This window comes from Scytonema sp. HK-05, assembly GCF_963872035.1.
Taxonomy (GTDB): Bacteria; Cyanobacteriota; Cyanobacteriia; order Cyanobacteriales; family Nostocaceae; genus Kalymmatonema.
In genome coordinates this window covers 1-23,411 of record NZ_CAWMYC010000079.1, presented here as the reverse complement: position 1 = coordinate 23,411, position 23,411 = coordinate 1, and the positions used below count along the sequence as shown (strand labels likewise).

24 protein-coding genes and 1 pseudogene are annotated in these 23,411 nt (G+C 43.8%); 9 read left to right on the top strand and 16 right to left on the bottom strand.

The features are described 5' to 3' along the window. The first annotated feature begins 35 nt into the window (after positions 1-35). The 3 genes from AACT52_RS10575 (at position 36) to AACT52_RS10565 (ending at position 1,630) form a co-directional block, all read left to right on the top strand. Positions 36-1,049 (top strand): SDR family oxidoreductase, encoded by a 1,014-nt coding sequence (locus AACT52_RS10575; RefSeq protein ID WP_073630671.1) that lies wholly within the window; start codon positions 36-38, stop codon positions 1,047-1,049. A gap of 250 nt (positions 1,050-1,299) precedes the next feature. After that, entirely contained in the window at positions 1,300-1,437 is a 138-nt protein-coding gene (locus tag AACT52_RS10570; RefSeq protein ID WP_198940897.1) for a hypothetical protein, read from the top strand. Positions 1,438-1,441: 4 nt separating this feature from the next. Beyond that, entirely contained in the window at positions 1,442-1,630 is a 189-nt protein-coding gene (locus AACT52_RS10565; RefSeq protein WP_073630668.1) for a hypothetical protein, read from the top strand. A 49-nt stretch (positions 1,631-1,679) separates the two neighbouring features. Here AACT52_RS10565 and AACT52_RS10560 read toward each other — a convergent pair whose 3' ends face one another. The 3 genes and pseudogenes from AACT52_RS10560 to AACT52_RS10550 all read right to left on the bottom strand — a co-directional run bounded on the left by AACT52_RS10560 (position 1,680) and on the right by AACT52_RS10550 (position 6,173). Beyond that, positions 1,680-3,551, bottom strand: coding sequence for a serine/threonine-protein kinase (locus AACT52_RS10560; protein ID WP_073630667.1), 1,872 nt, complete (start codon positions 3,549-3,551; stop codon positions 1,680-1,682). A 255-nt stretch (positions 3,552-3,806) separates the two neighbouring features. Further along, positions 3,807-4,083 (bottom strand): annotated as a pseudogene (locus AACT52_RS10555) (aromatic ring-hydroxylating dioxygenase subunit alpha); the annotation flags it as partial. Between the two features lie 200 nt (positions 4,084-4,283). Beyond that, positions 4,284-6,173: a WD40 repeat domain-containing serine/threonine-protein kinase gene (locus AACT52_RS10550; protein ID WP_073630665.1), complete on the bottom strand. Its 1,890-nt coding sequence runs from the start codon at positions 6,171-6,173 to the stop codon at positions 4,284-4,286. 287 nt (positions 6,174-6,460) lie between these two features. On the opposite strand from AACT52_RS10550, the gene AACT52_RS10545 reads away from it, so the two are divergent. Continuing rightward, entirely contained in the window at positions 6,461-6,964 is a 504-nt protein-coding gene (locus AACT52_RS10545) for a YbjN domain-containing protein (protein ID WP_073630663.1), read from the top strand. Positions 6,965-7,008: 44 nt separating this feature from the next. After that, a complete protein-coding gene (locus AACT52_RS10540) occupies positions 7,009-7,692 on the top strand; it encodes a lipoate--protein ligase family protein (RefSeq protein WP_083630244.1) in 684 nt (227 codons plus the stop codon). Between the two features lie 172 nt (positions 7,693-7,864). Here AACT52_RS10540 and AACT52_RS10535 read toward each other — a convergent pair whose 3' ends face one another. After that, complete coding sequence (locus tag AACT52_RS10535; protein WP_073630659.1) at positions 7,865-8,479, bottom strand: HD domain-containing protein; 615 nt, start codon at positions 8,477-8,479, stop codon at positions 7,865-7,867. Positions 8,480-8,673: 194 nt separating this feature from the next. Here AACT52_RS10535 and pepE point away from each other — a divergent pair, with 194 nt between their 5' ends. Beyond that, entirely contained in the window at positions 8,674-9,393 is a 720-nt protein-coding gene (gene pepE, locus AACT52_RS10530; protein ID WP_233153907.1) for a dipeptidase PepE, read from the top strand. A 65-nt stretch (positions 9,394-9,458) separates the two neighbouring features. Here the strand turns inward: pepE and AACT52_RS10525 are convergent, their stop codons facing one another. From AACT52_RS10525 to psaK (AACT52_RS10515), 3 genes are all read right to left on the bottom strand, one after another. After that, positions 9,459-10,658, bottom strand: a complete 1,200-nt coding sequence (locus tag AACT52_RS10525; protein ID WP_073630656.1) for a site-2 protease family protein — start codon at positions 10,656-10,658, stop codon at positions 9,459-9,461. A gap of 304 nt (positions 10,659-10,962) precedes the next feature. Continuing rightward, on the bottom strand, positions 10,963-11,259 hold the full coding sequence (psaK, locus tag AACT52_RS10520; RefSeq protein WP_198940896.1) for a photosystem I reaction center subunit PsaK: 297 nt from the start codon (positions 11,257-11,259) through the stop codon (positions 10,963-10,965). Between the two features lie 227 nt (positions 11,260-11,486). After that, the gene (psaK, locus tag AACT52_RS10515) at positions 11,487-11,741 is read right to left on the bottom strand and encodes a photosystem I reaction center subunit PsaK (RefSeq protein ID WP_443216628.1); all 255 of its coding nucleotides are present in this window, start codon (positions 11,739-11,741) and stop codon (positions 11,487-11,489) included. 177 nt (positions 11,742-11,918) lie between these two features. Here psaK (AACT52_RS10515) and AACT52_RS10510 point away from each other — a divergent pair, with 177 nt between their 5' ends. After that, positions 11,919-12,551: a phosphoribosylanthranilate isomerase gene (locus AACT52_RS10510; RefSeq protein ID WP_073630654.1), complete on the top strand. Its 633-nt coding sequence runs from the start codon at positions 11,919-11,921 to the stop codon at positions 12,549-12,551. Between the two features lie 58 nt (positions 12,552-12,609). On the opposite strand, the gene folE is transcribed toward AACT52_RS10510, so the two are convergent. From folE to AACT52_RS10485, 5 genes are all read right to left on the bottom strand, one after another. Further along, entirely contained in the window at positions 12,610-13,317 is a 708-nt protein-coding gene (gene folE, locus AACT52_RS10505) for a GTP cyclohydrolase I FolE (protein WP_073630835.1), read from the bottom strand. Between the two features lie 154 nt (positions 13,318-13,471). Further along, positions 13,472-14,194 (bottom strand): SDR family oxidoreductase, encoded by a 723-nt coding sequence (locus AACT52_RS10500; RefSeq protein WP_073630652.1) that lies wholly within the window; start codon positions 14,192-14,194, stop codon positions 13,472-13,474. A 395-nt stretch (positions 14,195-14,589) separates the two neighbouring features. Continuing rightward, positions 14,590-15,573: an acetyl-CoA carboxylase carboxyltransferase subunit alpha gene (locus AACT52_RS10495; RefSeq protein ID WP_073630651.1), complete on the bottom strand. Its 984-nt coding sequence runs from the start codon at positions 15,571-15,573 to the stop codon at positions 14,590-14,592. Positions 15,574-15,658: 85 nt separating this feature from the next. After that, on the bottom strand, positions 15,659-16,678 hold the full coding sequence (locus AACT52_RS10490) for a long-chain acyl-[acyl-carrier-protein] reductase (RefSeq protein WP_073630649.1): 1,020 nt from the start codon (positions 16,676-16,678) through the stop codon (positions 15,659-15,661). Between the two features lie 171 nt (positions 16,679-16,849). Beyond that, complete coding sequence (locus tag AACT52_RS10485) at positions 16,850-17,545, bottom strand: aldehyde oxygenase (deformylating) (RefSeq protein WP_073630647.1); 696 nt, start codon at positions 17,543-17,545, stop codon at positions 16,850-16,852. Positions 17,546-17,723: 178 nt separating this feature from the next. Between AACT52_RS10485 and AACT52_RS10480 the strand changes: the two genes are divergently transcribed. Further along, positions 17,724-18,587, top strand: coding sequence for a carbohydrate ABC transporter permease (locus AACT52_RS10480; RefSeq protein WP_073630645.1), 864 nt, complete (start codon positions 17,724-17,726; stop codon positions 18,585-18,587). A gap of 354 nt (positions 18,588-18,941) precedes the next feature. Here the strand turns inward: AACT52_RS10480 and AACT52_RS10475 are convergent, their stop codons facing one another. The 4 genes from AACT52_RS10475 to AACT52_RS10460 all read right to left on the bottom strand — a co-directional run bounded on the left by AACT52_RS10475 (position 18,942) and on the right by AACT52_RS10460 (position 21,263). Continuing rightward, a complete protein-coding gene (locus tag AACT52_RS10475; protein WP_073630643.1) occupies positions 18,942-19,967 on the bottom strand; it encodes a hypothetical protein in 1,026 nt (341 codons plus the stop codon). Between the two features lie 74 nt (positions 19,968-20,041). Further along, entirely contained in the window at positions 20,042-20,284 is a 243-nt protein-coding gene (locus AACT52_RS10470) for a hypothetical protein (protein WP_337251576.1), read from the bottom strand. Positions 20,285-20,374: 90 nt separating this feature from the next. Then, positions 20,375-20,635, bottom strand: a complete 261-nt coding sequence (locus AACT52_RS10465; RefSeq protein ID WP_143172767.1) for a hypothetical protein — start codon at positions 20,633-20,635, stop codon at positions 20,375-20,377. 199 nt (positions 20,636-20,834) lie between these two features. Then, positions 20,835-21,263, bottom strand: a complete 429-nt coding sequence (locus AACT52_RS10460; RefSeq protein WP_233153906.1) for an element excision factor XisH family protein — start codon at positions 21,261-21,263, stop codon at positions 20,835-20,837. Positions 21,264-21,693: 430 nt separating this feature from the next. Between AACT52_RS10460 and AACT52_RS10455 the strand changes: the two genes are divergently transcribed. Further along, on the top strand, positions 21,694-23,411 hold a 1,718-nt coding region (locus AACT52_RS10455; protein ID WP_198940894.1), incomplete at its 3' end, for a tetratricopeptide repeat protein.

Below are 23,411 nucleotides of genomic sequence, written 5' to 3'. Positions count from 1 at the left end.
ATAAACGTACAAAAATCTTGTTTGCATGAAAAGTCATGGCTATTTCACTGAAACCTCTGCGAAACCAAGTCGTTGTTATTACAGGTGCCTCTAGTGGCATTGGCTTAGTGACCGCAAGAATGGCAGCAAAACAGGGCGCAAAGCTTGTCCTGGCAGCACGAAATGAAGATGCCCTGCGTCAACTGGTTGATGAAATTCGCGGGCTTGGCGGGCAGGCGATCTATGTCGTCGCTGATGTCGGGCAAGAAGAAGATGTGAATCGCATCGCCCAAAGAGCGATCGCTGAATTTGGCGGCTTTGATACGTGGGTTAACAATGCAGGCGTATCCATCTTTGGTCGCTGCATGGATGTTTCAATCCCCGACATGAAGCGCATGTTTGACACGAACTTTTGGGGTGTTGTGTATGGCTCCCGCGCCGCCGTCAACCACTTCAAACAGCGCCAAAGCGGCAGTGGGGCGTTAATCAATGTTGGCAGCTTTCTGGGCGATCGAGCGGTGGCGGTTCAGTCCACCTATTCGGCTTCAAAACATGCGCTGCATGGTTGGACAGATGCCCTGCGAACCGAGTTGGAGGCTGAAGGCGCTCCTGTATCAGTAACATTGATTCACCCCGGACGGATTGACACTCCATACAACGAACATGCCCGCAGCTACATGCCAAAACAACCCGCGCATCGCGGCATGATCTACCCACCCGAAGCGGTCGCTGAAGCAATCTTGTATTCAGCAGAACATCCAAAGAGAGACATGTTCGTCGGTTTCCAAGCCAAGGCTCTGGCGGTGTTGGCTGGTATCTCACCACGGCTCACGGACAAGTTGATAGAGCTTTGGGCGTTTCCCTCGCAACAGTCTGATCGCCCCTCGCGCGATCGAGAAGACAATGCACTTTATCACGCGGGTTACGGCATGCATGAGCGGGGGACTCACCAAGGCTGGATTCGATCAGGCAGCCTCTACGTGAAGGCTGAGAAGCATCCGGTGACCACAACCATTATTGTTGCTGGTCTTGGCACCTTAATCTGGTGGCTTACATCGTCTGCGGTTTAAGGTTACTAAACTACCAGAATTGGGCTAGACAATAGACTTCTTGCATTCATTCAAAAAACGTGAATGTCATTAGTCGCGAAATGCAGTGTAGCGAGGAATCTCCACCAGATGTTTCGCTCCGCTCAACATGACCGAAGAAAGGCAGAGGGCAGAGGGCAGAGGGCAGAAGGAAAGGTTGTAAGCTTTTATACAGATATAAGTTCTCTGTGCTCTGCCATACGGTAAGACAGCCCCTACTTTAGTGCGAATCATGCCCACTCAGCAGGACGGAACGGCAAGCTTGATTGCTTGCTATGTACCGGATCTGGAACGCGACATTGTTACACCACTACGAAAGGTTGGTCATTCCGACGAAGCGATACGCGCACTGGGTGAAGTTGGAATTTAGGCGAATGGCACTTCTTGAGGGAGCGATCGCTGCTTGTAGCGCAGTGCCTTTTGGGCGATCGCGGTTGTGGGCAGATGCAGAGCTTGGTAGTTGCTTGATTTTTTTAGCTGGAGGTAGCGATCGCCTTATCAAAAACCTCACCGTCTTTGTTGCAAGCATCTGTGACAGCGTAGGTCTGCATAGTCTGAGTTAATATTGATCATGACTATTTTGTACATTTTGTCTATATTTCTTTTAGCAGATTAATCACAACGCCAAATCTTGATAGTTGTGTCTGCGCTACCACTAGCAAGAATTTGACCATCAGGACTGAAAGTTACTGAGTTAACCGATGCTGAATGTTCAGTGAGCGTATTTAGCAGTTCTCCACTAGCAAGATGCCAAATCTTGATAGTTGTGTCTGTGCTACCACTGGCAAGAATTTGACCATCAGGGCTGAAAGTTACTGAGTTAACTGATTCTGAATGTTCAGTGAGCGTATTTAGCAGTTCTCCACTAGCAAGATGCCAAATCTTGATAGTTGTGTCTGTGCTACCACTGGCAAGAATTTGACCATCAGGGCTGATAGCCACTGACTTAACCGATTTCAAATGGTCAGTGAGTGTGTTTATGAGTTTTCCAGTAGCAAAATGCCAAATCTTGATAGTTGTGTCTGTGCTACCACTGGCAAGAATTTGACCATTAGGACTGATAGCCACTGAGTTAACCGATTCTGAATGGTCAGTGAGTGTGTTTATGAGTTTTCCAATGTGCAGATCCCACAATTTAATTGTCTTATCTCCACTACCACTAACAAGAGTTTGCCCATCGGGACTAATTGCAACAGAGTTGACGCTGCTTGAATGCCCAGGGAAACTACGAAGCACTTCCATAGTGATTAAATCCCACAATTGAATTGTCTTTGTCATGGTAGTTCTTTGGGCATAATAAGCACTGCCCCAACTAGCACTAACAAGTGTTTCTCCACTAGGACTAAAAGTAATGGAATAAACATCTCCTGAACGCTCACCTGTATGGTGTACTTTAGTGTAGAGAGTTGTTCCAGTTTGCAGATCCCAAGTTTTGATTGTGTGGTCACTGCTACCACTGGCAAGTATCTGACTGTCGGGACTAATTGCGACAGTGAAAACATCCCATTGATGTCCAGTGAAAGTATTTACACATTTCCAAAATTCTGGTTGAGTTTTGGCTGCTGATGTTGGAAAAACTAGCGGTGGCTCAGTAGTTGCTTGAATGCCTTCTCGGTCTAAATTGTGGAGAACTTGCTCTGCTGATTGATAGCGTTGGCTAATGTCTGGTTGCAATAGCTTGTTTAGTATTTGGATGAGTTCATCACTGATATCTCTCGTTTCTAATCTGTCTGTTAACTCTTTTTGCCAATCTACCCAGCTATACAACAGCCTAGAGGGGTCAGCCCAAGTCAAAAGATGATAGCAGGTTGCACCCAAACTGTACAGATCGCTAGTAAAGCGGGGTTTACCTTCGTGTTGCTCTGGGGCAGTATACCCCTCACTACCGATTACTGTTCCAGTTTTGGGTAAGATAGGTTCAGTTGCAAGTTTAGCAATACCAAAATCCACCAAGTAAAGCCTGTTATCAACACTGTGGCGTATGATGTTTTCAGGCTTAATGTCTCGATGAATTACCTGATTCTTGTGGACAAACTGCAATACAGGTAGTAAATTCTCAAGTAATTGCCAAATTTTGGCTTCGCTGAAAGTGCCTTTCTCCTTGAGTTCCTGATTCAGGTTGCGTCCGTCAATAAATTCTTGCACCAAATACAGGTAATCATCCTGCGTAAAATGTGCAAATAGTTCGGGAATATGGGGATGCTTACCTAACTTCTCTTGTAATACTGCTTCTCGATGAAATAACTCTTTTGATTTTTCCGCATCATCAAAGCCTTTACCATGAAATTGTTTAATCACACAGTATGGTTTAGACGGCTTGTAATCATCTATAGCTTTAAAGGTTCTAGCAAAACCACCTCGACCAATTGGCTCCAAGGGACGGTAACGCTGATTGATCAGTAACCGAGATTTACAATGGTGGCAAAATTCTACATCATTTGGATTTTGGGGACTTAGGCACTTAGGATTCAGACAATAGCTCATACTCTAGGGTTTTGAGAAGCTTTGTATTTATTTTGCCAACCGAAATTTAGTTGGGTATTTATGAAAGAGGTTTTATGGAAACTTTTTTGCGTTCTCTAAGTAAGTCGGCGCAAATAATCATCACTGGTTTGTAGTAGCGCTTTAGCGCTGAAGCGCTACTAAGAGCCAAATACAGAAATTTTACTTTTCTTTACATAGTTTGGTTTTTTCTTGCCGACTTACTTACGCTTAGTGCTGTTTAATATATTACTTCCCCTACTCCCTATGCTCAACCTCACTCCTCATCAACCTTTGCACGCTCACCAACGCTCGATTCAACTCATAACCTCGCCTCTGGGGATTCTGCAAATACGCTTGCTGTTCCTCCTCAATCATCTGTACATCTTGTCGCACTAACCCATCAAGTAACTTTTGCGCCGCACCAAACAAACTATCTTTCACAAACCGACGAAACCACACAGGTAATTTGTGTAATCGTCAAAAGACATTTTAAAGATGTGAAATGAATCAAATAAGCCTTATCAAACACCTCACCGTGTTTGTCACAAGCATCTGTGAGCGTGTAGGTCTGCATAGTAAGACTTAAACTTTGACTATTTTAGACATTTTGACTATATTTTAGTATATGCTTTGTTGTAGTCCTGTAACACTCCCTGCATGTCGCATGACTTAGCGCAAGCAACACCCCGATTGCTGCATTAACTAACTCACATTTTTTTTCAATTGTTGCACTTAATCGCACTGCCAAATTTTGACAGTATTGTCCCAACTACAACTTGCAAGAGCTTTTCCATTTGGGCTAAACCTAATAGAATTAACCCCCGATGAATGCCCATTGAGAGTGCAAATTTCTTCCCCTGTCATAACGTTCCACAGCTTAATAGTGTCGTCATCACTGCCACTAGCAAGAATTTGTCCATCTGGGCTAAAGGCTATGGAAAAAACAGCACTTGAATGCCTATTAAGTGTATAAATTACTTCGGCGGTGTGAACATTCCACAACTTGACACTTCGATCATCACTGCCACTTGCAAGGATTAAATCATCTGGACTAAACTTAACAGAACTAACTCCAAAAAAATGTCCTTTGAGAGTGCAAAGTTGTCGTCCTGTCAGCATATTCCACAGCCTAATAGTTTGGTCATTACTACCACAGGCAAGAATGTGTCCATCCTGGCTGACAGCCACAGAACGCACCCAGTGATGATACTTGATGGTGCTGAGTTCGCGTCCTGTAAGGACATCCCATAGCTTGATCGTTTTATCTTGACTGCCACTGACAAGGGTTTGTCCATCTGGAGTAAAAGCAAGAGAATAAACAACATGTGAATGCCCTTTAAGAATTTTTTTCTTCTGCCCAGAGCTAACATCCCATAGCTTAATGGTTGGATCTCTAGAGCTACCACCACTAGCAAGGATCTGTCCATCCGGACTGAAAGTCACGCAACGAACCCCATCAAGTAGCCCTTGAAATGTGCAAAGTTGTTGCCCAGTATCTACATCCCATAACTTAATGCTTTTATCCCAGTAGCCACTGCAACTAGCAAGTATCTGTCCATCCGGACTAAAAGCAACACCAAAAACCGCATCTGAATGACTAAGGGTGTGGATGTCCCGAAACGAGGCGTAATTTATAGTATTAGAATGAGCAACACTTATAGTATTAGAATGACCAACACTTATAGTATTAGAATGACCAACACTTATAGTATTAGAATGACCAACACTGAGCGGCTGTACAGATGTAGGATTCAGGTCTTGTAGTACTTCAGTTACTGATTTATAGCGGCAATTGGTAGTGTGTTGTATGAGCTTATCCAAAATTCGACCCAGTTCATCACTGACTGGATTATTCACCAAATACTGCCGCCACACCCAATCATATTCTGATATGTCAAATAGGTTAAGAGGAGAAACCTGAGTGAGTAGATAAATGCAAGTTATGCCTAAACTATACAAATCACTGGCAAAAATGGCTTTACCCATAAGTTGTTCAGGAGCGACAAACTCTGGACTACCAACACTCGTTCCTGTTTGTCGCACGGAAGATACTGTAACATACTTAGCAGCTCCAAAATCAACCAGAACTAATTGTCCATCATTGCGGCGGATAATGTTTTCTGGTTTAATATCTCGGTGAATCACAGAGTGATTATGGATGTACTTAAGTACAGGCAACAAACTATTAAGTAAGTCTCGAATTTGTCCTTCATTAAAAGCCCCTTGTTCTGCGAGGACTTCAGCTAAGTTCTGCCCATCTATAAACTCTTGTACTAAATACTGGCGATTATCCTGGCTAAAGTGGGCGAACAACTCTGGAATTTGGTTGTGTTTGCCCAACTCATCCAGCCGCAATGCTTCTCGCTCAAATAACTCAGCGGCTTTCTGGGTGTTGTTCGTATCTTGCGCTTCAAGAAAAAATTGCTTAATGACACAAGGCGGTTTTGATGGTTTGTCCTCATCTACCGCTAAGAAGGTTTTGCCAAAACCACCCTGACCAATGAGCTTAATAGCTCGATAGCGGTCTTTCAGCAGCAGCTTAGTGCCACAACTTTGACAAAATTTTGCCGTTGGTGGATTACTGGCGGGTTTCTGGCAATTGGGATTCAGGCAGTGGCTCATATTGAAGGCTTTTAGACACTTGTATTTATTTTGCACTCATAAAATATGGAGAACATACCCAACTGACGGATATCATGACTTTGGACAGTTTGGGAAACAGGAGACATAAATTCACGCATCCTCACTACTGGATTAGAATGTAGCGCAAATCCTCTTACTCATAACTGGTAACTGTTCACTGTTCACTGATTTGGTCAGCCTACTACCTAAGGAGCTAAAAATTAGCAAATCACAAGCTATAAAGTATGTCTAGGTGTAACAATTATCCTGTTGAGGCAAATATCCATATGACAAGTTACCAATCCAATCCAGAAACGGTTGCAAACGAATCCACATCAACCGGTGAACTCATCAATGAGATTATCGAAGAAACTCAGCACATCAACTACGTGGAGATCATCGAAAACGTTATCGACACTCTGGAACAAGATGACAGCGCAATGGTGAGTCATCCTTCAGAAGGTGGGAACCGGTGGAAGTTCAAGTACGGCACGGTGGAAGTGTTTGTCCAACTGACGGGACCAACCGATGAAGATACATTAACAGTTTGGTCTGTAGTGCTCAAGTTACCAGCCAAAGATGAACCCAGGTTAACGCGGCATTTGTTGGAGATGAACGCATCTGGCACCTTTGAAGCGCGTTTTGCGATCGTTGAAAATCAGGTTGTCGTACTGGCAACACGCACTTTAGCAGATTTGTCTCCTAGCGAAGTTTCCCGCATAATTACTGTGGTGGCAACGATCGCCGATAATAACGACGAAGCATTAGAATCGGAGTTTGGTGCTGCTTGACTTTTGTGTGGCGACTGATTCCGTTACTAAACGCCTCTGGTAAGATGCAGATGGCGATCGACCGCTGGTTGTTAGAACAGCATCAGTCGGGACATCCTCCAACTTTGCGGTTTTACACTTGGTCGCCACCTGCCATTTCCTTGGGCTACCATCAACATAAATATCCCGAACATTGGCAGCATCTTGTTTGGCAAGGTGAAAAAGTGGACTTGGTGCGACGTCCCACAGGGGGACGGGCGGTGTTGCATCAAGGTGATTTAACTTATGCTGTCGTGACATCTGGACTGATTGGGACTCGTGTCCAGGTGTACGAAAAAATTTGCTCCTTTTTGATTCAAGGATGGCGATCGCTTGGCATAGAATTGCACTACGGTACAGTTGGGCGCGGTTACATCCATAACCCCAACTGTTTCGGCACTGCAACAGGTGCAGATTTGGTTTTGCCAGATGGTACTAAATTCATTGGTAGCGCCCAACTAAGACGGGGTGGGACAATTTTGCAACATGGTTCCATCCGCTTACACCCTGATGCTGAGTTATTTACTCAAGTATTTGGCACAGAATCTTTTACTCCTGTGCAACTTTCGCAGAAATTAGATACTGAAAAGATTATTGCCGCTTTAATTACTGCTGCTGAAGATTGTTTTGATATGCACTTAGAGGTGCAACCACTTTCTCAGTTTGAGTGGGAGACAATTTTGGCGCAACAGAGTTTGGAGACTGGTTAACGATTTCAAAAATCTGTGACATTAAGGCATGATGAGGCTTGCACAAGCCAATGCTATTCACTCTACCAAACCACATGCTAGGGGCACAGCACTGCTGTGCCCCTACAGCCAACCTGTATTCTAATGAATTGAAAACTGCTATAATGCTGCCCCTTTGTCTTTTTTGGGTATATCATTTTGCAGGAGCATTCGCAGGAGTATCTTTAAGATAACCCGCCGCCACACAATCCTCAACCACTTGCTGGACAAACAACCAAAGTTCCGGCGCACCTGTTTCCACAGGAGCCATCCGTTTCATGACCTGATCGCGCGTAATGTTATGAATGAGCCAAGTACCACCACGGTTTTGCTGGTTGTGCAGCAAAGGTTGTATCCGGTCTAAGGCTGCTGCAAACTTGGCGGTTGGTGTTTCCTGTGCTTCAAACTCTTCCCAAAGCGAACGCAACTCGCTTGCTTGATCTGCTGGCAAAAGTCCGAATAGCCGTAACGCTGCTTGTGCTTCCCGTTGTGCCTTGCTCTCGTTGCCCTGCACATCGTAGCAGAAGGTGTCACCTGCATCAATTTCCACCAAATCGTGAACCAGCACCATTTTGATGGCATTTAACAGAACAACCCCTTGCGGAGCATACTCTGCTAATACTATCACCATCATCGCCAAATGCCAAGAGTGTTCTGCACTGTTTTCCCGGCGTGACCCATCGTTGAGCAGGGTTTGACGTAGCACCTGCTTAAGTTGGTCAATTTCGATGATGAACTGTATTTGTTGAGTGAGTCGGCTGATTGTCATTTGGAACCTCTAGAAAACTACCATGCTCAAATATTCTCTTACAAAGTTGTCATCTAATTAGATGTAGGGCGGAGCAGGCAATACAGCCCAAAATTTGGTAGGCTTTTTTTGAGTGACTCTACCCAGCAAATCAGCGAATTATTTGTATAGTAGTAGTCTCCACTTAAAGAGGAACGAAATCAAATAAACAAATCATGAAAAGATTATTATTGCTTAGTAATTCAACTAATTTGGGTGAAGAGTATTTATTTTATCCCCGTCAGCAACTTCAAAGATTTTTAGGAGATTATGTAAAAAAAATACTGTTTATACCTTTTGCTGGTGTGACTTCAAATTGTGATGATTATACCGAAAAAGTAGGTAAACTTTTTAAAGATATTGGTTATGAGATTGACGCTATTCATATAGCTGAAAATCCTCATGAATTGATTAAAAAAGCAGAAGCCATAGTCGTTGGGGGTGGAAACACTTTTCATCTTATGCATTGGTTACACAAAATCGGAATTATCGAAACTATAAGAGAAAAGGTAAACAACGGAACACCATATATTGGATGGAGCGCAGGGTCAAATGTTGCTTGTCCTACAATCAAAACAACCAACGATATGCCAATCATTGAGCTTGGAAGTTTTAACGGATTAAATCTCGTTCCTTTTCAGATAAACCCTCACTATACAGATGAAGTGATACCAAATCACAACGGAGAAACAAGAGAAACAAGGATTAAAGAATTTTTAGTTCTAAATCCCGATATTTATGTTGTTGGTTTACAAGAAGGAACAATGTTGAACATTGAAGGTTCATCAATGAAATTGATTGGTAATAAACCGATGCGTTTATTCAAGTTTAATCAACCAATTGTTGAATACGATTCCAATGCTAACCTAGATTTTATTTTAAAAGAGTTTTTGTAGAGTGCGTTCGTGAAGCTAACGCACCCTACTTTTCATCCCGTTAAGCTAATCTATAACCCAAAACTTCATGAGTTGGTGATTGATTTCGCGATCGCTCCCAATTGCAAACCTGGTGGATAACTGCCTTCTTCTTTTATGCGCTTAATCTCAGCTTCGGTTATCCGCAAATTTAACTTTTGTGCTAATTCCCGTACAATATCCCCTCGATCAATGACACCAGCGACAGCACCAGCGGGAGAAAGCACGGTGATACGGGCTAATTGTTCTTTTTCGAGTTTGTTAATCACCTCTACCAAGGTAGTTGACTCGGTAACAGTGGGAATTTCTGTCAAGGGATGTACAATACTTTGCACCGTTAGGCTTTCCCATTGACTTCTTTCTACAAGGCGCAAATCGTCGATGGAAACTATGCCCCGGTAACGTCCATCAGATTCAGCAAAATAAACCCCAGGCGCGGTGGTGTCCAAAAGGTATGAGTCGGCAAAAGAACGTAAAGTCTGGTTGGCATCAACTACGCGAAAGTCACGTGTCATGGTATCGCCAGCAACTAAATTGAGCAAAGTTTCTTGTAATACCGTGACGCGGTCATAGCTGGTAGCATTACGGATACCAAACCAACCTAACAAGGCTATCCACAAACCAGTGACGAGTTCGCCAGTAAAATAATCTACTGCCAAACCCAGGGCGATCGCACCATAACCCAAAATTTGCCCCGCCCTTGCTGCTAACCGTACAGCTTTGAAGCGGTTACCTGTTGCTTGCCATAGTGCTGCTTTTAAAACTTGTCCGCCATCTAAGGGTAAGCCAGGAATCAAGTTGAAGAGTGCCAAAACTAAGTTGATTCTCGCTAAGTCTGCCACCATCATGCTAGCAGGGCTGTTAGGCGGCAAAAAATCACCCAGCAGTCTGAGGAGTAAAAACAGGATAACACTCACTGCAGGTCCAGCAATTGCCACCTGAAACGCTTTTCCTGGGGTTTTGGATTCTTCTTCGATAGAAGCAATCCCACCAAACAGAAACAGCGTAATCGAATTGACTTTTATGCCTTGCGATCGCGCTACTAAGCTGTGACCCAATTCATGCAATAATACTGAACCAAACAGCAGCAATGCCATCACCACTCCAGCACTCCAAGCTAGAGATGTTCCCCAGGCTTGGTAAGCCACCCCAAAGTTAAGGGTTGCCAGCCCTAAAATCACAAACCATAGAGGGTCTAAAAACAGGGGTATTCCGAATAAAGACCCGATTTTCCAATTTGTTTGCATTACTTTTTCCTATAACTAAATATTTTCAACCGTCCAGAAATAGGTTTCATATGTTCTTTTTTACACATATATAGTTTTGCCATATCAACAAATCCTGGCTGAAATCTGGAAAATCAGCAATTGCTCGTTGATTAGCTCTAATTTCTAGAATAGACAATTCCTGCCAGCGAGCCAAACTCAAATAGGAACGCAGCAATTTAAAAATTAAAAACAATAAGGCAGATCTTACCCTTCAGGATGAGCCTTGAAGGAGAAGACCTGCCGCCTGTCGTGATTCAAATGTAGTATGCGTGTAAAGTAAAATCTAGATAATGCCGAGATTGGTCAAGCCCAAAACTGCACCAATACCGATAAGGTGACCGGTGCTCATTGCGGCGAGGAATGAACCGACACTGGGATTATTGAACACCGACGGGAAAGGTAGCGGCATCTTAGCACCAACATGGGGGTAGCGAACCACCCGAGGAATAATCAAAAGAGCTAAAATGCTGCTGCCAATGATAATAGCCGATCCGGTCCAGTTAAACTCTGCGGCAGAGTTGGGAACGGTAGCTTGGACTGCCAATAACAATGATGAAATCACAGATTTTTCTCCTAGCATGAATACATTGATTTATCTATGTAGAGGCACGAAATTGACTTGCTCCCTCAAGAGCAACGCGCTTCTTTGTCTCTACAATCAATGTTTATGCTCCGCCTAATGGAGTAGCTGAATCTTCTTTCTAAAGATAGGTGTCAATCTCCACCCAAAGGAATAGCTAGATAGCCGGAGAAAAAATTTGATATCTAAATATAGAGACGTTGCAATAGAACGTCTCTGTTTGCAACTTACAGGCTACCGATATTAGTTAGCCCTAAAACGATGCCAACTCCGATAAGATGCCCAAAACACATAGCGCCGATGAATGCCGGAATGCTTATAGGCAATAGAGGTACTTTGGGACCAACTTTGGGCTTCTCAATCTTGAAAGTGAGCAAAAGAGCTACTAAACAGCTGACGCTGATAATTATTGATACATTAGTGTTCCATGCAGGTGTTGCGGGAACAGTTGCGGCGGCTGTTAGTAAGATTGATGAAATCAAATTTTTCTCTCCTAAGTTAAAAATTGACAAGTGGTCAGTAATCTGGAATTACCGAGAGCAATACTGATTACTTACTGTGTAAACCACAAAGATTATAGAATTACAAAGGAAAAAACTTGCAATTGTTTATACAATTGAGATTTTTTGTAACTATTACTACCACTATCAAAAATATCTATGCGGATTAAGATTTGCGGAATTACTCAACCACAACAGGGGAAAGCGATCGCCTCACTGGGCGCGACAGCATTGGGATTTATTTGTGTTTCAGCTTCACCCCGTTATGTTAACGTAGACCAAATTCGTGCCGTCGTGGAACAACTGCCCGAAAAAACCGACAAAATTGGAGTTTTTGCCAACTCGACGGCTCTTGAAATTACTCAAACTGTAGTAAATTCTGGTTTGACTGGTGTCCAACTGCACGGAGATGAATCTCCAGAGTTTGCTGTGCAGTTGCGTCAATTGCTACCAAACGTCGAAATTCTCAAAGCTTTGAGAATACGTAGTTTTGAAGATATTGACAAAGCAGCTATGTATACTACAGTCGCAGATACGCTGTTACTAGATGCTTATCATCCGCAGCAACTAGGTGGTACAGGGACAACTTTAGACTGGGTAATGTTACAGGAATTCAGCCCTAGTTGTCCTTGGTTTTTGGCTGGTGGACTGACTCCAGATAATATTGTCGAAGCTTTAACACAAGTTAGCCCCAGTGGCATTGACTTATCCAGTGGTGTAGAACGTGCCCCTGGGGATAAGGATTTAGACAAGGTAGCTAAGTTGTTTGAAAAGCTGGCAATTCGGCGCTAGGGGTTGGGGGTTGGGAATGAGGGAAATAGCCCAATCCCCAATCTTCAGTCCCGAATACCTAAAAGAATGATGACTGGTGGCGAATTAAATTAAAGAATTCTTCACGGGTTTTCTGTTCTTCTTGGAAGACACCCAGCATTGCGCTCGTGACAGTCCAAGAACCGGGTTTTTGCACACCCCGCATTACCATGCACATATGGGTAGCTTCCATCACAACGGCAACTCCCTGCGGTTCCAGAACTGTCTGAACGGCTTCAGCAATTTGGCGGGTGAGCCTTTCTTGCACTTGCAAACGGCGGGAATACATCTCGACAATCCGGGCAAGCTTGCTCAGTCCCACAACTTTTTGGTTGGGGATGTAGGCAACATGAGCTTTGCCCATGAATGGCAACATATGGTGTTCGCACATGCTAAAGAAATTGATATCCCGCACGAGCACCATCTCGTTATGACCTTCGTCAAAGATGGCACCGTTAACGATTTCTTCTAACGATTGGTTGTAGCCACTGGTGAGAAACCGCATTGCCTCTGCTACCCGTTTGGGTGTTTTCAGTAGTCCCTCGCGTTCGGGGTCTTCTCCAACACCCACTAGTAGAGTCCGCACGGCGTCCGTCATTTGCTCGAACTGCTCCTCTGTTTGCGGGTGCAAATCAGCTTGCCGCCCGTTATGAGTGTTGCGGTCTGGTCTTGGGGTGATGGCTTCTGTTAAGTCGGGAATCAGAGGAGATTGAGAGCTGTTGGTACCGTTGGAACTAGCAATAGTCATGATGTCAGTGTTGGTTAGAGTTTCTGTAGTTGAGATCATTTCTCTTGTGCTGAATCATAAATGCTAAGTGCTGAGTGGAAATGACTCAGTACTCATCACTTAAAAACGCCACTTGCGGAACCCAGGGGAAACCCCCGTAGTGGCTCCTCAGCACTTATAAAGCGCCAGCGCTAGGCATAATTATCAATTCATCAATAACTGCCTGTTGTGGTAGCAAGGCAGCGTGGAGAATTGACTGAGCAACAATTTCTGGAGTAAGCATTTTTGAGCGGTCAAAGTTGGCATTGACGGTTTGTGTATCCCAAAGTTCTGTATTAACCGCACCGGGACAGATAGCAGTCACACGAATACCGTGGGCACGTTCTTCCTGTGCAAGAGTTTGAGAAAGGGCAATCAAACCAGCTTTGCTGACGCTGTAAGCCCCCCAATTGGGAAATGCTTGCTTTGCGGATATTGAACTAATGTTGATAATTGTACCTGTGCCGCGAGTCCGCATTCTGGGCAAAATTCCCATAATACACTGGAATACACTCGTGAGATTTAAGTCTATCACTTGCTGCCAGTCGCACAAGGGGGTTTCAGTCAAAGTGCCGGTATAACCCATGCCAGCATTGTTGACCAAAATATCTATGTCCCCATCAAGGGCTATTGCCTGCATCTTCTCTTGCACTTGAGCGACACAAGCTAAGTCCACTTCGTAAGCTTTCGCTTCCACGCCTGCGTGTGATACAGCTTCACACACTGGTGTCAGCTTATCAACTGAACGGCTCACTAGGGCAACATCTATTCCTGCCTTCGCAAATGCTAAAGCTGTTGCTTTCCCAATGCCACTACTTGCCCCAGTAATTAGGGCACGTCGTTTGTGCTCAACACTCATGCTGTCTCCCAATTTTTGAACGGTTTGATAACCGCGTCGCCACCCAATGATTGCACTCTCGTGGTCTAAATAGATTAAACAAACCTAAAAATCCAATTAATTCTCTTTGACAACTGCTATGCTGCTTTGTCAAGAAGATATATTGCTAATACCATATCCTCCAAAGGAAGACTATATATCTTTACCTGAAAAATCTTGTACCACCCTGATTTTCAATTGAGTAGTCATAAATACACAGTATACAGTTCATTGTCAAAGTACTTTTGACTAATGACTAATGACTAATGACTAATGACTAAAAACACAAATGCCTATGGCTTAAAAGATTGTTAAAAATCTTTAACTTCCATAGGCAATTATAGCACTGCTACTATACTAATCAAGCATCTCACGTTTTATGAGTGGGAAACTTCGGTGAAAACACCAATTTTGCGGAATTTTTCGTAACGCATTTGGCGTCGTTCTTGCGGAGTAAAGCGGTTGAGTTCCTCTAAATTGTCCAACAGAGCTTGCTTAAGAGTGGTAGCAGCTTTCAGGGGGTCAGAATGAGCGCCGCCAATCGGTTCAGGCAATATCTGGTCGATAATTCCTAAGTTTTTCAGATCCGGTGCTGTGATTTTCAAGGCAACTGTCGCTTGGGGAGCTTTGCTGGCATCTCTCCATAATATGGCGGCACAAGCTTCAGGTGGGGCAACTGAATAAACTGCGTGTTCAAACATGAGTAGGCGATCGCCCACACCAATACCTAAAGCACCGCCAGAACCACCTTCACCAATCACTGTGCTGATGATCGGGACATCAAAGGAAAACATCTCCCGCAAATTGTAGGCAATTGCTTCCCCAGCACCTTGTTGTTCAGCGATCACCGTAGGCAAAGCGCCTGACGTATCGATAAAAGTTATAATCGGCATCCCAAACCTGTTAGCATGTTCCATCAACCGTAGGGCTTTGCGATAGCCACCAGGAGAAGCCATACCGAAGTTACGGACGATATTATCTTTAGTATCACGACCTTTTTGATGACCCAAGAATACCACGGGTTTGCCATCCAAGCGACCCACACCACTTACGATAGCAGGGTCGTCAGAATTGCAGCGATCGCCATGCAACTCCATCCATTCATCACTGATAGCTTGAATATAATCAAGGGTACTAGGGCGGCGCGGATGACGAGCGACTTGCAATCGCTGAGACGGCGATAAACTACTGAAAATTTCCTCACGCAGTTGCATAGCGCGTGCTTCTAGCTGACGAATTTGACCAGTTACATCGACGCCATTTTCTTCTGCTAGTTGCCGAATTTGCTCAATTCGAGTAGCAAGTTCGGCTAGGGGCTTTTCAAAATCCAACAGTAGCGGTTTACGCTCAGTAGTAGCCATTTTTTGATTGAAAAGTGAACAGTGAAGAGCGTTCAAAGAATTAAAAATTAAAAATTTTTAATTTTTAATTTTTAATTCTTAATTTTTATACCAGCAGTGGTCTAAATCCGTGCTTTTTCGATACGTGACCAATCTGCTCCATTTTTTCTACAGTAATCCGATTCCGCCCCCAAGAGAAGTTAGTGTATAACTTCTCAAATTCCAGTAGCATTGATTCTGCAAAACAAGCAAATAACTGGCGTGCTGGAACATTCATATTGACGATGCTCATAATTTTCCAATCAATATCGAGCGAATGTTCGACAATGCCACCATTGAGGACATGCACACCAGGATGCTGAATTTTGGTTGCGAGGTTTTTTGGATAGCCACCATCTATCAGCAAACAAGGTTGCTTTAAAACTGTGGGTTCGATTTCCATACCTTTAGGCATACTGGCAACCCAAACCACAATATCAGCTTGAGGAAGTGCTTCTTCCAAAGACATGATTTTTCCACGTCCTAGTTCGTCTTGCAGCTGTTGCAGGCGTTCTTGGTTACGGGCTATGAGCAAGACTTCCTTGATATCTGTTTTGGCATCTAACCAACGGCAGACAGCGCTCCCAATATCTCCAGTCGCCCCACAGACAGCAACAGTTGCTTTTGATAGTTCAATGCCTACTTGTTTCGAGGCTTTTTCTACCTGTTGACAAATGATGTATGCCGTATGAGTGTTTCCTGTAGTAAAGCGTTCAAACTCTAGTTTTATATTGCGGACTTGTTTCAACTCCTCTAAATTAAAGTTTTCAAAAATGATCGAAGAAAATCCGCCTAAAGCTGTAATGTTTATCCCGAGCTTTTGAGCATGAGCCATAGCGTTGAGGACTTTACGTGTTGCAGCTTTTATGCGACGAGTTGCCAGCATTTCTGGCAAAAAGCATGACTCTACATACCGCCCTTCAATTTTTTGCCCGGTAACACTGGTGACGGTAATGTTATCGACCATTAGAGGCGGGGCGCTGCACCAAAAATCTAGCCCTTGATCGGCATATTCTGGATAGCCCAAATCTCTGGCTACTGCCTGCGCGTGTTCTAAACTAGTAAGGTGTCCGATTAGACCAAACATGAACTGTTGTGTTAGCCTTGTCCTTTCTTAAAGGGGTGGAATGAATGGGTCAGAGACAACTAACCCTTAAAAATACTACACAAAAAGTCACGAAAAATGAGGGGCGACTCCTTGAAGAGGGGGTGACGCGGGGACATTTTCTCTCTCCGCGCGTCTTGTTGTCTCTCTTATCTATGCTGCTGCAAGTCCGTAGGCTGACAGGCGCATAATATCGCGGGTAGAGAAACCAATGTTGCTGAGGGCTTCTCCGTACTGAATCATGAAGTCTTCCACCAAAGCTTCCTTTTCCATTGCCAAAGTGTGAGCATCTTCGGCGACAGAGTTAAGCATTTTCCAAACTATGGGAAGATTTTGGCGATTTGCTTCTTCTAACTCAGCTTTTGATTCTTCAAAGTGTTCTTTCAACCACACTTCTCCAAAGTTGAGGTGGCTGTATTCGTCTTTAACTACGCCTTCAGTAATTTTACGAGCAAAATCGTCGGCAACCGGGATGTAAATGTTGTATGCGGCGATCGCAAAACATTCAATAATTAAAGACTGAATCAGCAAGCAAGTCACAACCTTACCTTCAGCAGATGCTGTTTGGAAATTTTGATGCAGTGAGCTAAAAAACTCCTTAGCAAATTTCAGATCCGGTGTGACTTGAAGATTGCGCCCACAAGCTTCAAATCCTTTCTTGTGGCGACTTTCCATCTTTGATAGGCGAATGAGTTCATCCTGAGAATCCGGCAGCAGTTCAGCAAGTTTGATGTAATTCTCGTGAGCCTCTTGTTCTCCTTCGATCACAATCGCATTAATGCGGCTGTAAGCGTCTTTGTATGTTTCGCTGTGAAAGTCAATTTCAGATTGAGCTGCAAGCTGCTGCATGGTACGTTCACTCCTGTGATGTGAATCATTGGATACCAAAATTGAGTTACCCCTATGAATTCAGGGCAATGTTAACTGTGGTTTAATTTTACTTAACAAGTCTCTATGTTCTAGATTAGCTTTTGCTGGCAGCATTCGCTCAAGCTAATTCACATGAGAGTGAGGAAAGCAGGGACAAATGATAAATGACGAATCCAAAATCCAAAACACCAAGCGTCCTGAACGCAGCGAAGGATCTAAATCCAAAATTCCCTGGAGCCTAGGAGTGCTACTACTGGGAGGTGTTATCGTCTTGTTACCTTTGGTTGTCGTCTTCTTGACATCCTTTGCACCTCCTGGCGCAACTCCTAGTGTTTTACCCAAAAATGGCTGGTCTTTAACCAATTATCGCGATGCTTGGGACAGAGGTAAATTTTTACTTGCTTTCGCTAATTCTACCTTAGTAGCGATCGCTGTGACCGCCTTTCAAATTATCACTTCGGCACTCGCAGGTTACGCCTTGGCACGGCTGAAATTTCGCGGCAGGCAAGCACTGCTGCTCATTGTGTTGGCAACACTAGTGATTCCCTTTCAGTTACTAGTGATTCCCGTGTTTTTGGTGTTAAAGTGGGGACACCTGATAAATACCTATTGGGCGCTAATTTTACCAACAGCTGCCAATGGTTTTGGTATTTTCCTGTTGCGTCAATATTTCCTGACAATTCCTGTAGAGTTGGAAGAAGCAGCCGCCATAGATGGGGCAAACAGGTTGCAAATTTTGTGGCGGGTAATGTTACCTTTAGCCCGTCCCGCTTTAGTGACGTTGTTTCTGTTTACCTTTATCGGGGAATGGAATGATGTGTTTAAACCGTTGGTATTTACAACGCGCCCGGAATTGAGGACAGTACAGTTAGCGTTGGCAGAGTTTCAAGAGCAATTTACTAACAATTGGCCTTTGATGATGGCAGCCGTGACGATCGCGACTGTACCAGTGATGTTACTATTTCTTGTCGGGCAGCGTCAGTTTATTCAGGGTATTGCGACAACGGGGATGAAGAATTGAGGCTATTTAGGGCGGGCAAGATGCCCACCCCACAAATGCCGGTAAACCCCTCCCCGATGAGTGGCTACGCCAAAGTTCCCCTCCTCTTAGCAAGGGGAGGGGTTAGGGGTGGGGTGCTTTTATTATCAGTAATTTAACGAACTTGACATAAGAGTAGAAGGCGTCATCTCCTGACCGAATCAGTTACCAGTTATCAGTTATCAAGTACCATGCTGGTACTGGTGACGCTTCCTTGCCCCTCAATTTATTGATGGAGAAATAATGAAAGTGCATCCTTATTTCAAGCCCCTCAATTCATTGATGGGGATTGACTGGTAACTGGTCACTGTTCACTGTTCACTGTTTTGACATAGCCTAATTTGTTTCCTGAATTTGCAGGCGAATCGTATGTTCAGTCCCACCAATCAGTTGTAATTCCATAACTTCACCACCAAGTGGTTCCAAGCATTCTAGGAGTTCTCGCAAACGTGGGGTACTTGCACCCGTATCTACATAGAGACGGTCTGATAAATTACCAATTTTCTTCCAAGCCATGTACAATTTGGCTATCATCTGTTCTAGCTGGGATGCTTGATTCACCAAGTCAGCGGCTATGCTCAAACAGCCGACTCTTTGAGCTTCTATGAGTGCTGTTTCGATGTCAACGTCTTGGACAGTCAGCGCTTGGACTTGAGCTGCGGCTTTGAGATATTTTGCTAAGTTACGTGCTTCTGTGGTGACTTGTTTGAGGGTATCCACATCAGGATTTTGGGCTATTTCCTTTTGGATCGCGTTTTGGTGAGACTCTGGTAATTTTTCCATCTCCTTCACCAGTGGTGCGAGGTAACGCGGAGGAAGGGAATTATCTGCTGCTTTTTGCTTGACTGGTTCGGGTAGCAAATCGGAAGACATCGCTGTCCATTCGTCGTTGATTTGACGCACTTCTCGCCTAGTGATGCGATCGCCTTTTTGTGCTGCTTCACCCACCATCTGCTGGACTTCTGGCGCTGCTTTTGCTGTTTCGACAAACGCCCGTTTGCTGAAGTTATTGATAGCTGATGGTTCTAGTCTTCCTTCTTCTAAGAGCGTATCAGCACTGTTTGCCAGCTGAATCCAACTATAAGCCTGGCTTTTGCTGATTTCCCGTTCTTTGAGCCAATTGAGAAAGCCTGTACCCCGTCCATCGCCGCCCTTTTTCTCTCTGTCGCGGATGGCGCGTAATATTCGTCCCCGCCAGATTTCGGTTTGTAAGTCAAAGCGATCGCACACCTGCCAAGCTATATCCAGCTGCTGTTGAAATTCCGTCTCTGGAATTCCCTCATCTTCTGGATCGGGCAGTTCAAATGTTAAATCTGCTGGCTGTTGCAAGAGATCAGCCAGTTCATTATCGTTGTATAGCACGATGTATAGCTTAGTAGTGAATGCGCTCGGCTTATTATGCCACAATCTGGGGGAACTGTAACCGATGAATTTTTTTAGCGTATACCACTAGCTAAGATTCCTAAAATTTTATTGACATCTTTCAGGTAATATTCACTTAAGTCAATAGAGATAACTTGCCATTCCAACTTCAGAAATTGCCAAATGCTTCCAGTCGTGACAGTGGCATAAATTACAAGATTTGCATCACCTGCTCGTTCGTTCAATATTCTTGCTGCTAACATTTCCGCCACACATTGTCCGAAACCAGCGGGAATATTTTCTTTCTTTGCCTCCACAATAATAATGACCAGAAAGAAAAAGGTACAAGCCCCCAACTTATGGTATGGAAAAAGAAAAAACGTATTTCATCGAGTAGGCGCAAGCGTCTACGGCGTCCGCTGACTCAAGCCCCTAAATTTATTTATGGGGTTCTTACTTTTGAATGCGTGAATGCGTGAATGCGTGACTTCCCCGAAGGGGCTGACTGGTGCTGTCACAATTAATCTTTCTGGAGAATGGGTAATAATAAAATCACAAATTCCATTTAATCCTTGTGCAGGTTCAACATTAAATTCCACCCCAGAAAACAAATTTATTTGGTCATTTAACTGTCGTCTCAAGTCTAACAAAATTGGAGAAATAATCATTTCTGAACGAGCTTTCTCACTATTGCTTGCAACAGCTATAGGTAAATTATATTGAAGAACTTCTTTTAATAATTGACTGCACTCCAAATCAGCAACATTCGCAAAATTATTAGTTTATTCAATAGTATTTATTTGAAAAATTGGTTTTACTTTTTCTAAATTGAAATCGCTGTATGCCATTTATTCATATTTCCTTGTTCTAAAGTTCCTGTTTCTCTGATTCTGATAAAGTTTCTATATAAAGTTCAACTGCTTCTTTGATGTTTGCCTGTACTTCTTCTAAAGAATCCCCCTGAGATTGACAACGTGGAAGTTCAGGACAATAAGCATAATATCCATATTCATCTTTTTCAATAACAAAGCTGACTTTATACGCCATATAAATTTGCTCCTTGGCACGCAAAGCAGAACGATAGTTGAGGAACTTTCCCAAGGCAGTGTGAAACTCAGAAATAGTAGAGGGAGCAATAAAGCTTTTTACTTCCACGGCAATTTTTTCATCACTTCGTTTTGCGGCAACCAGACGTTCAGCTCCCAAATCAATCTGCATTTGTACATCCCCATAATCAATCGGAAATGGATCATGAGTAATAGTCCACCCATCTTGGACAAGCGCAGATTTAACCACCTGTCTGAAATTTATCCTTCGCTGACACCTGTGCCTCCACTTGGCAGCATTAAGCCGCCGCCCATCTCAAATTTATGGTACCAGTCTTATCAAATACGGGTTTTTGTGTCATGGTTGTTCTTCCCTTGCTAGCACGTCCTTGTTCTGCGATCGCTCTATTCAACCTATAATTAGCTTGATTTTAGGCTGTTTTACCGACCTTTCTAGAAATCCAGAATGTGTTCAATAAACAACGCCAGAAAAAGTCATTCTGAAGATTTAAGGAAATTTTGTTTCTAAAACGGAAACGATATTGGCTTGCGTAGAAGAGCGTCGTACAATCAACATTACATTCTCCGGAGAATTTCTCAAACAATTCAATAAACAACTGATATCAGGATTCGCGATCGCACGAATATCGCTGTCATTGATAAATTATTGAGGCTTAAGGATGAACACAAGTGCAAAGCTTCAGTGTATTTTTTGCTGCTCGTTTTCTAAGTTTTATCGTTACAGTTTAGCTGTGTTGATGGGTGTGGTTTTGCTGTCCGACTCAGTGGGGGCAACGCTGAAAGGTAGAGAGTTGCAGATAGCACAGCTACCAGAAACTAATTCTCAACAAGCAACTCGTGCAGCGGCACAAAAAGCTTTTAATGAAGGAGTTACATTTTTCAAAGAAGGTAGCGCAGAATCACTAAGACAGGCGAGAAAAAAATATGAAGTAGCTTTGCAACTGTGGCAGAAAGTGGGGGATAAAGCAAAGCAAGCTCTTACACTCAATAATATCGGGGTAGTTTACGACGCTTTAGGAGAAAAACAAAAAGCACTGCAATACTACAACCAAGCACTTCCGTTGTTTCGTGCAGTCGGCGACAGGCGTGGAGAAGCTACAACACTCAATGGTATCGGGCTAGTTTACGACACTTTAGGAGAAAAACAAAAAGCACTTGAATACTTAAACCAAGCACTACCTTTGTATCGTGCAGTCGGCGACAGGCGTGGAGAAGCTGCAACACTCAATAATATCGGGCTAGTTTATGACACTTTAGGAGAAAAACAAAAAGCACTTGAATACTTAAACCAAGCACTTCCGTTGTTTCGTGCAGTCGGCGACAGGCGTGGAGAAGCTACAACACTCAATGGTATCGGGCTAGTTTACGACACTTTAGGAGAAAAACAAAAAGCACTTGAATTCTACAACCAAGCACTTCCACTGCGTCGTGCGGTGGGCGACAGGCGTGGAGAAGCTACAACACTCAATAATATCGGCGCAGTTTACGACGCTTTAGGAGAAAAACAAAAAGCACTGCAATTCTACAACCAAGCATTTCCGTTGTTTCGTGCAGTCGGCGACAGGCGTGGAGAAGCTCTTACACTCAATAGTATCGGGCACGTTTACGACACTTTAGGAGAAAAACAGAAAGCACTCCAATACTACAACCAAGCATTTCCGTTGTTTCGTGCAGTCGGCGACAGGCGTGGAGAAGCTGTAACACTCAATAATATTGGGGTAGTTTACGACGCTTTAGGAGAAAAACAAAAAGCACTGCAATACTACAACCAAGCACTACCTTTGTATCGTGCAGTCGGCGACAGGGGTGGAGAAGCTGTAACACTCAATAATATTGGGCATATTTACGACGCTTTAGGAGAAAAACAAAAAGCACTGCAATACCTAAACCAAGCACTTCCACTGCGTCGTGCGGTGGGCGACAGGGGTGGAGAAGCTACAACTCTCAATAATATCGGGACAGTTTACGACGCTTTAGGAGAAAAACAAAAAGCACTGCAATACTACAACCAAGCACTTCTACTGGTTCGTGCGGTGGGCTACAGAAGTGGAGAAGCTGTAACACTCAATAATATTGGGCATATTTACGACGCTTTAGGAGAAAAACAAAAAGCACTGCAATACCTAAACCAAGCACTTCCACTGCGTCGTGCGGTGGGCGACAGGGGTGGAGAAGCTACAACTGTCAATAATATCGGGACAGTTTACGACGCTTTAGGAGAAAAACAAAAAGCACTGCAATACCTAAACCAAGCACTTCCACTGCGTCGTGCGGTGGGCGACAGGGGTGGAGAAGCTACAACTGTCAATAATATCGGGACAGTTTACGACGCTTTAGGAGAAAAACAAAAAGCACTGCAATACCTAAACCAAGCACT

Excerpts from the sequence above, each read along its gene's own strand:
- AACT52_RS10575 (WP_073630671.1), top strand. The coding sequence starts at position 36 with ATGGCTATTTCACTGAAACCTCTGCGAAACCAAGTCGTTGTTATTACA.
- AACT52_RS10490 (WP_073630649.1), bottom strand. The coding sequence starts at position 16,678 with ATGTTTGGTCTAATCGGACACCTTACTAGTTTAGAACACGCGCAGGCA.
- AACT52_RS10570 (WP_198940897.1), top strand. The coding sequence starts at position 1,300 with ATGCCCACTCAGCAGGACGGAACGGCAAGCTTGATTGCTTGCTATGTA.
- AACT52_RS10465 (WP_143172767.1), bottom strand. The coding sequence starts at position 20,635 with ATGATTATTTCTCCAATTTTGTTAGACTTGAGACGACAGTTAAATGAC.
- AACT52_RS10500 (WP_073630652.1), bottom strand. The coding sequence starts at position 14,194 with ATGAGTGTTGAGCACAAACGACGTGCCCTAATTACTGGGGCAAGTAGT.
- AACT52_RS10540 (WP_083630244.1), top strand. The coding sequence starts at position 7,009 with ATGCAGATGGCGATCGACCGCTGGTTGTTAGAACAGCATCAGTCGGGA.
- AACT52_RS10510 (WP_073630654.1), top strand. The coding sequence starts at position 11,919 with ATGCGGATTAAGATTTGCGGAATTACTCAACCACAACAGGGGAAAGCG.
- AACT52_RS10565 (WP_073630668.1), top strand. The coding sequence starts at position 1,442 with ATGGCACTTCTTGAGGGAGCGATCGCTGCTTGTAGCGCAGTGCCTTTT.
- AACT52_RS10535 (WP_073630659.1), bottom strand. The coding sequence starts at position 8,479 with ATGACAATCAGCCGACTCACTCAACAAATACAGTTCATCATCGAAATT.
- AACT52_RS10560 (WP_073630667.1), bottom strand. The coding sequence starts at position 3,551 with ATGAGCTATTGTCTGAATCCTAAGTGCCTAAGTCCCCAAAATCCAAAT.
- AACT52_RS10485 (WP_073630647.1), bottom strand. The coding sequence starts at position 17,545 with ATGCAGCAGCTTGCAGCTCAATCTGAAATTGACTTTCACAGCGAAACA.
- AACT52_RS10495 (WP_073630651.1), bottom strand. The coding sequence starts at position 15,573 with ATGGCTACTACTGAGCGTAAACCGCTACTGTTGGATTTTGAAAAGCCC.
- AACT52_RS10525 (WP_073630656.1), bottom strand. The coding sequence starts at position 10,658 with ATGCAAACAAATTGGAAAATCGGGTCTTTATTCGGAATACCCCTGTTT.
- AACT52_RS10545 (WP_073630663.1), top strand. The coding sequence starts at position 6,461 with ATGACAAGTTACCAATCCAATCCAGAAACGGTTGCAAACGAATCCACA.
- folE (WP_073630835.1), bottom strand. The coding sequence starts at position 13,317 with ATGACTATTGCTAGTTCCAACGGTACCAACAGCTCTCAATCTCCTCTG.
- AACT52_RS10550 (WP_073630665.1), bottom strand. The coding sequence starts at position 6,173 with ATGAGCCACTGCCTGAATCCCAATTGCCAGAAACCCGCCAGTAATCCA.
- AACT52_RS10480 (WP_073630645.1), top strand. The coding sequence starts at position 17,724 with ATGATAAATGACGAATCCAAAATCCAAAACACCAAGCGTCCTGAACGC.
- psaK (WP_198940896.1), bottom strand. The coding sequence starts at position 11,259 with ATGCTAGGAGAAAAATCTGTGATTTCATCATTGTTATTGGCAGTCCAA.
- pepE (WP_233153907.1), top strand. The coding sequence starts at position 8,674 with ATGAAAAGATTATTATTGCTTAGTAATTCAACTAATTTGGGTGAAGAG.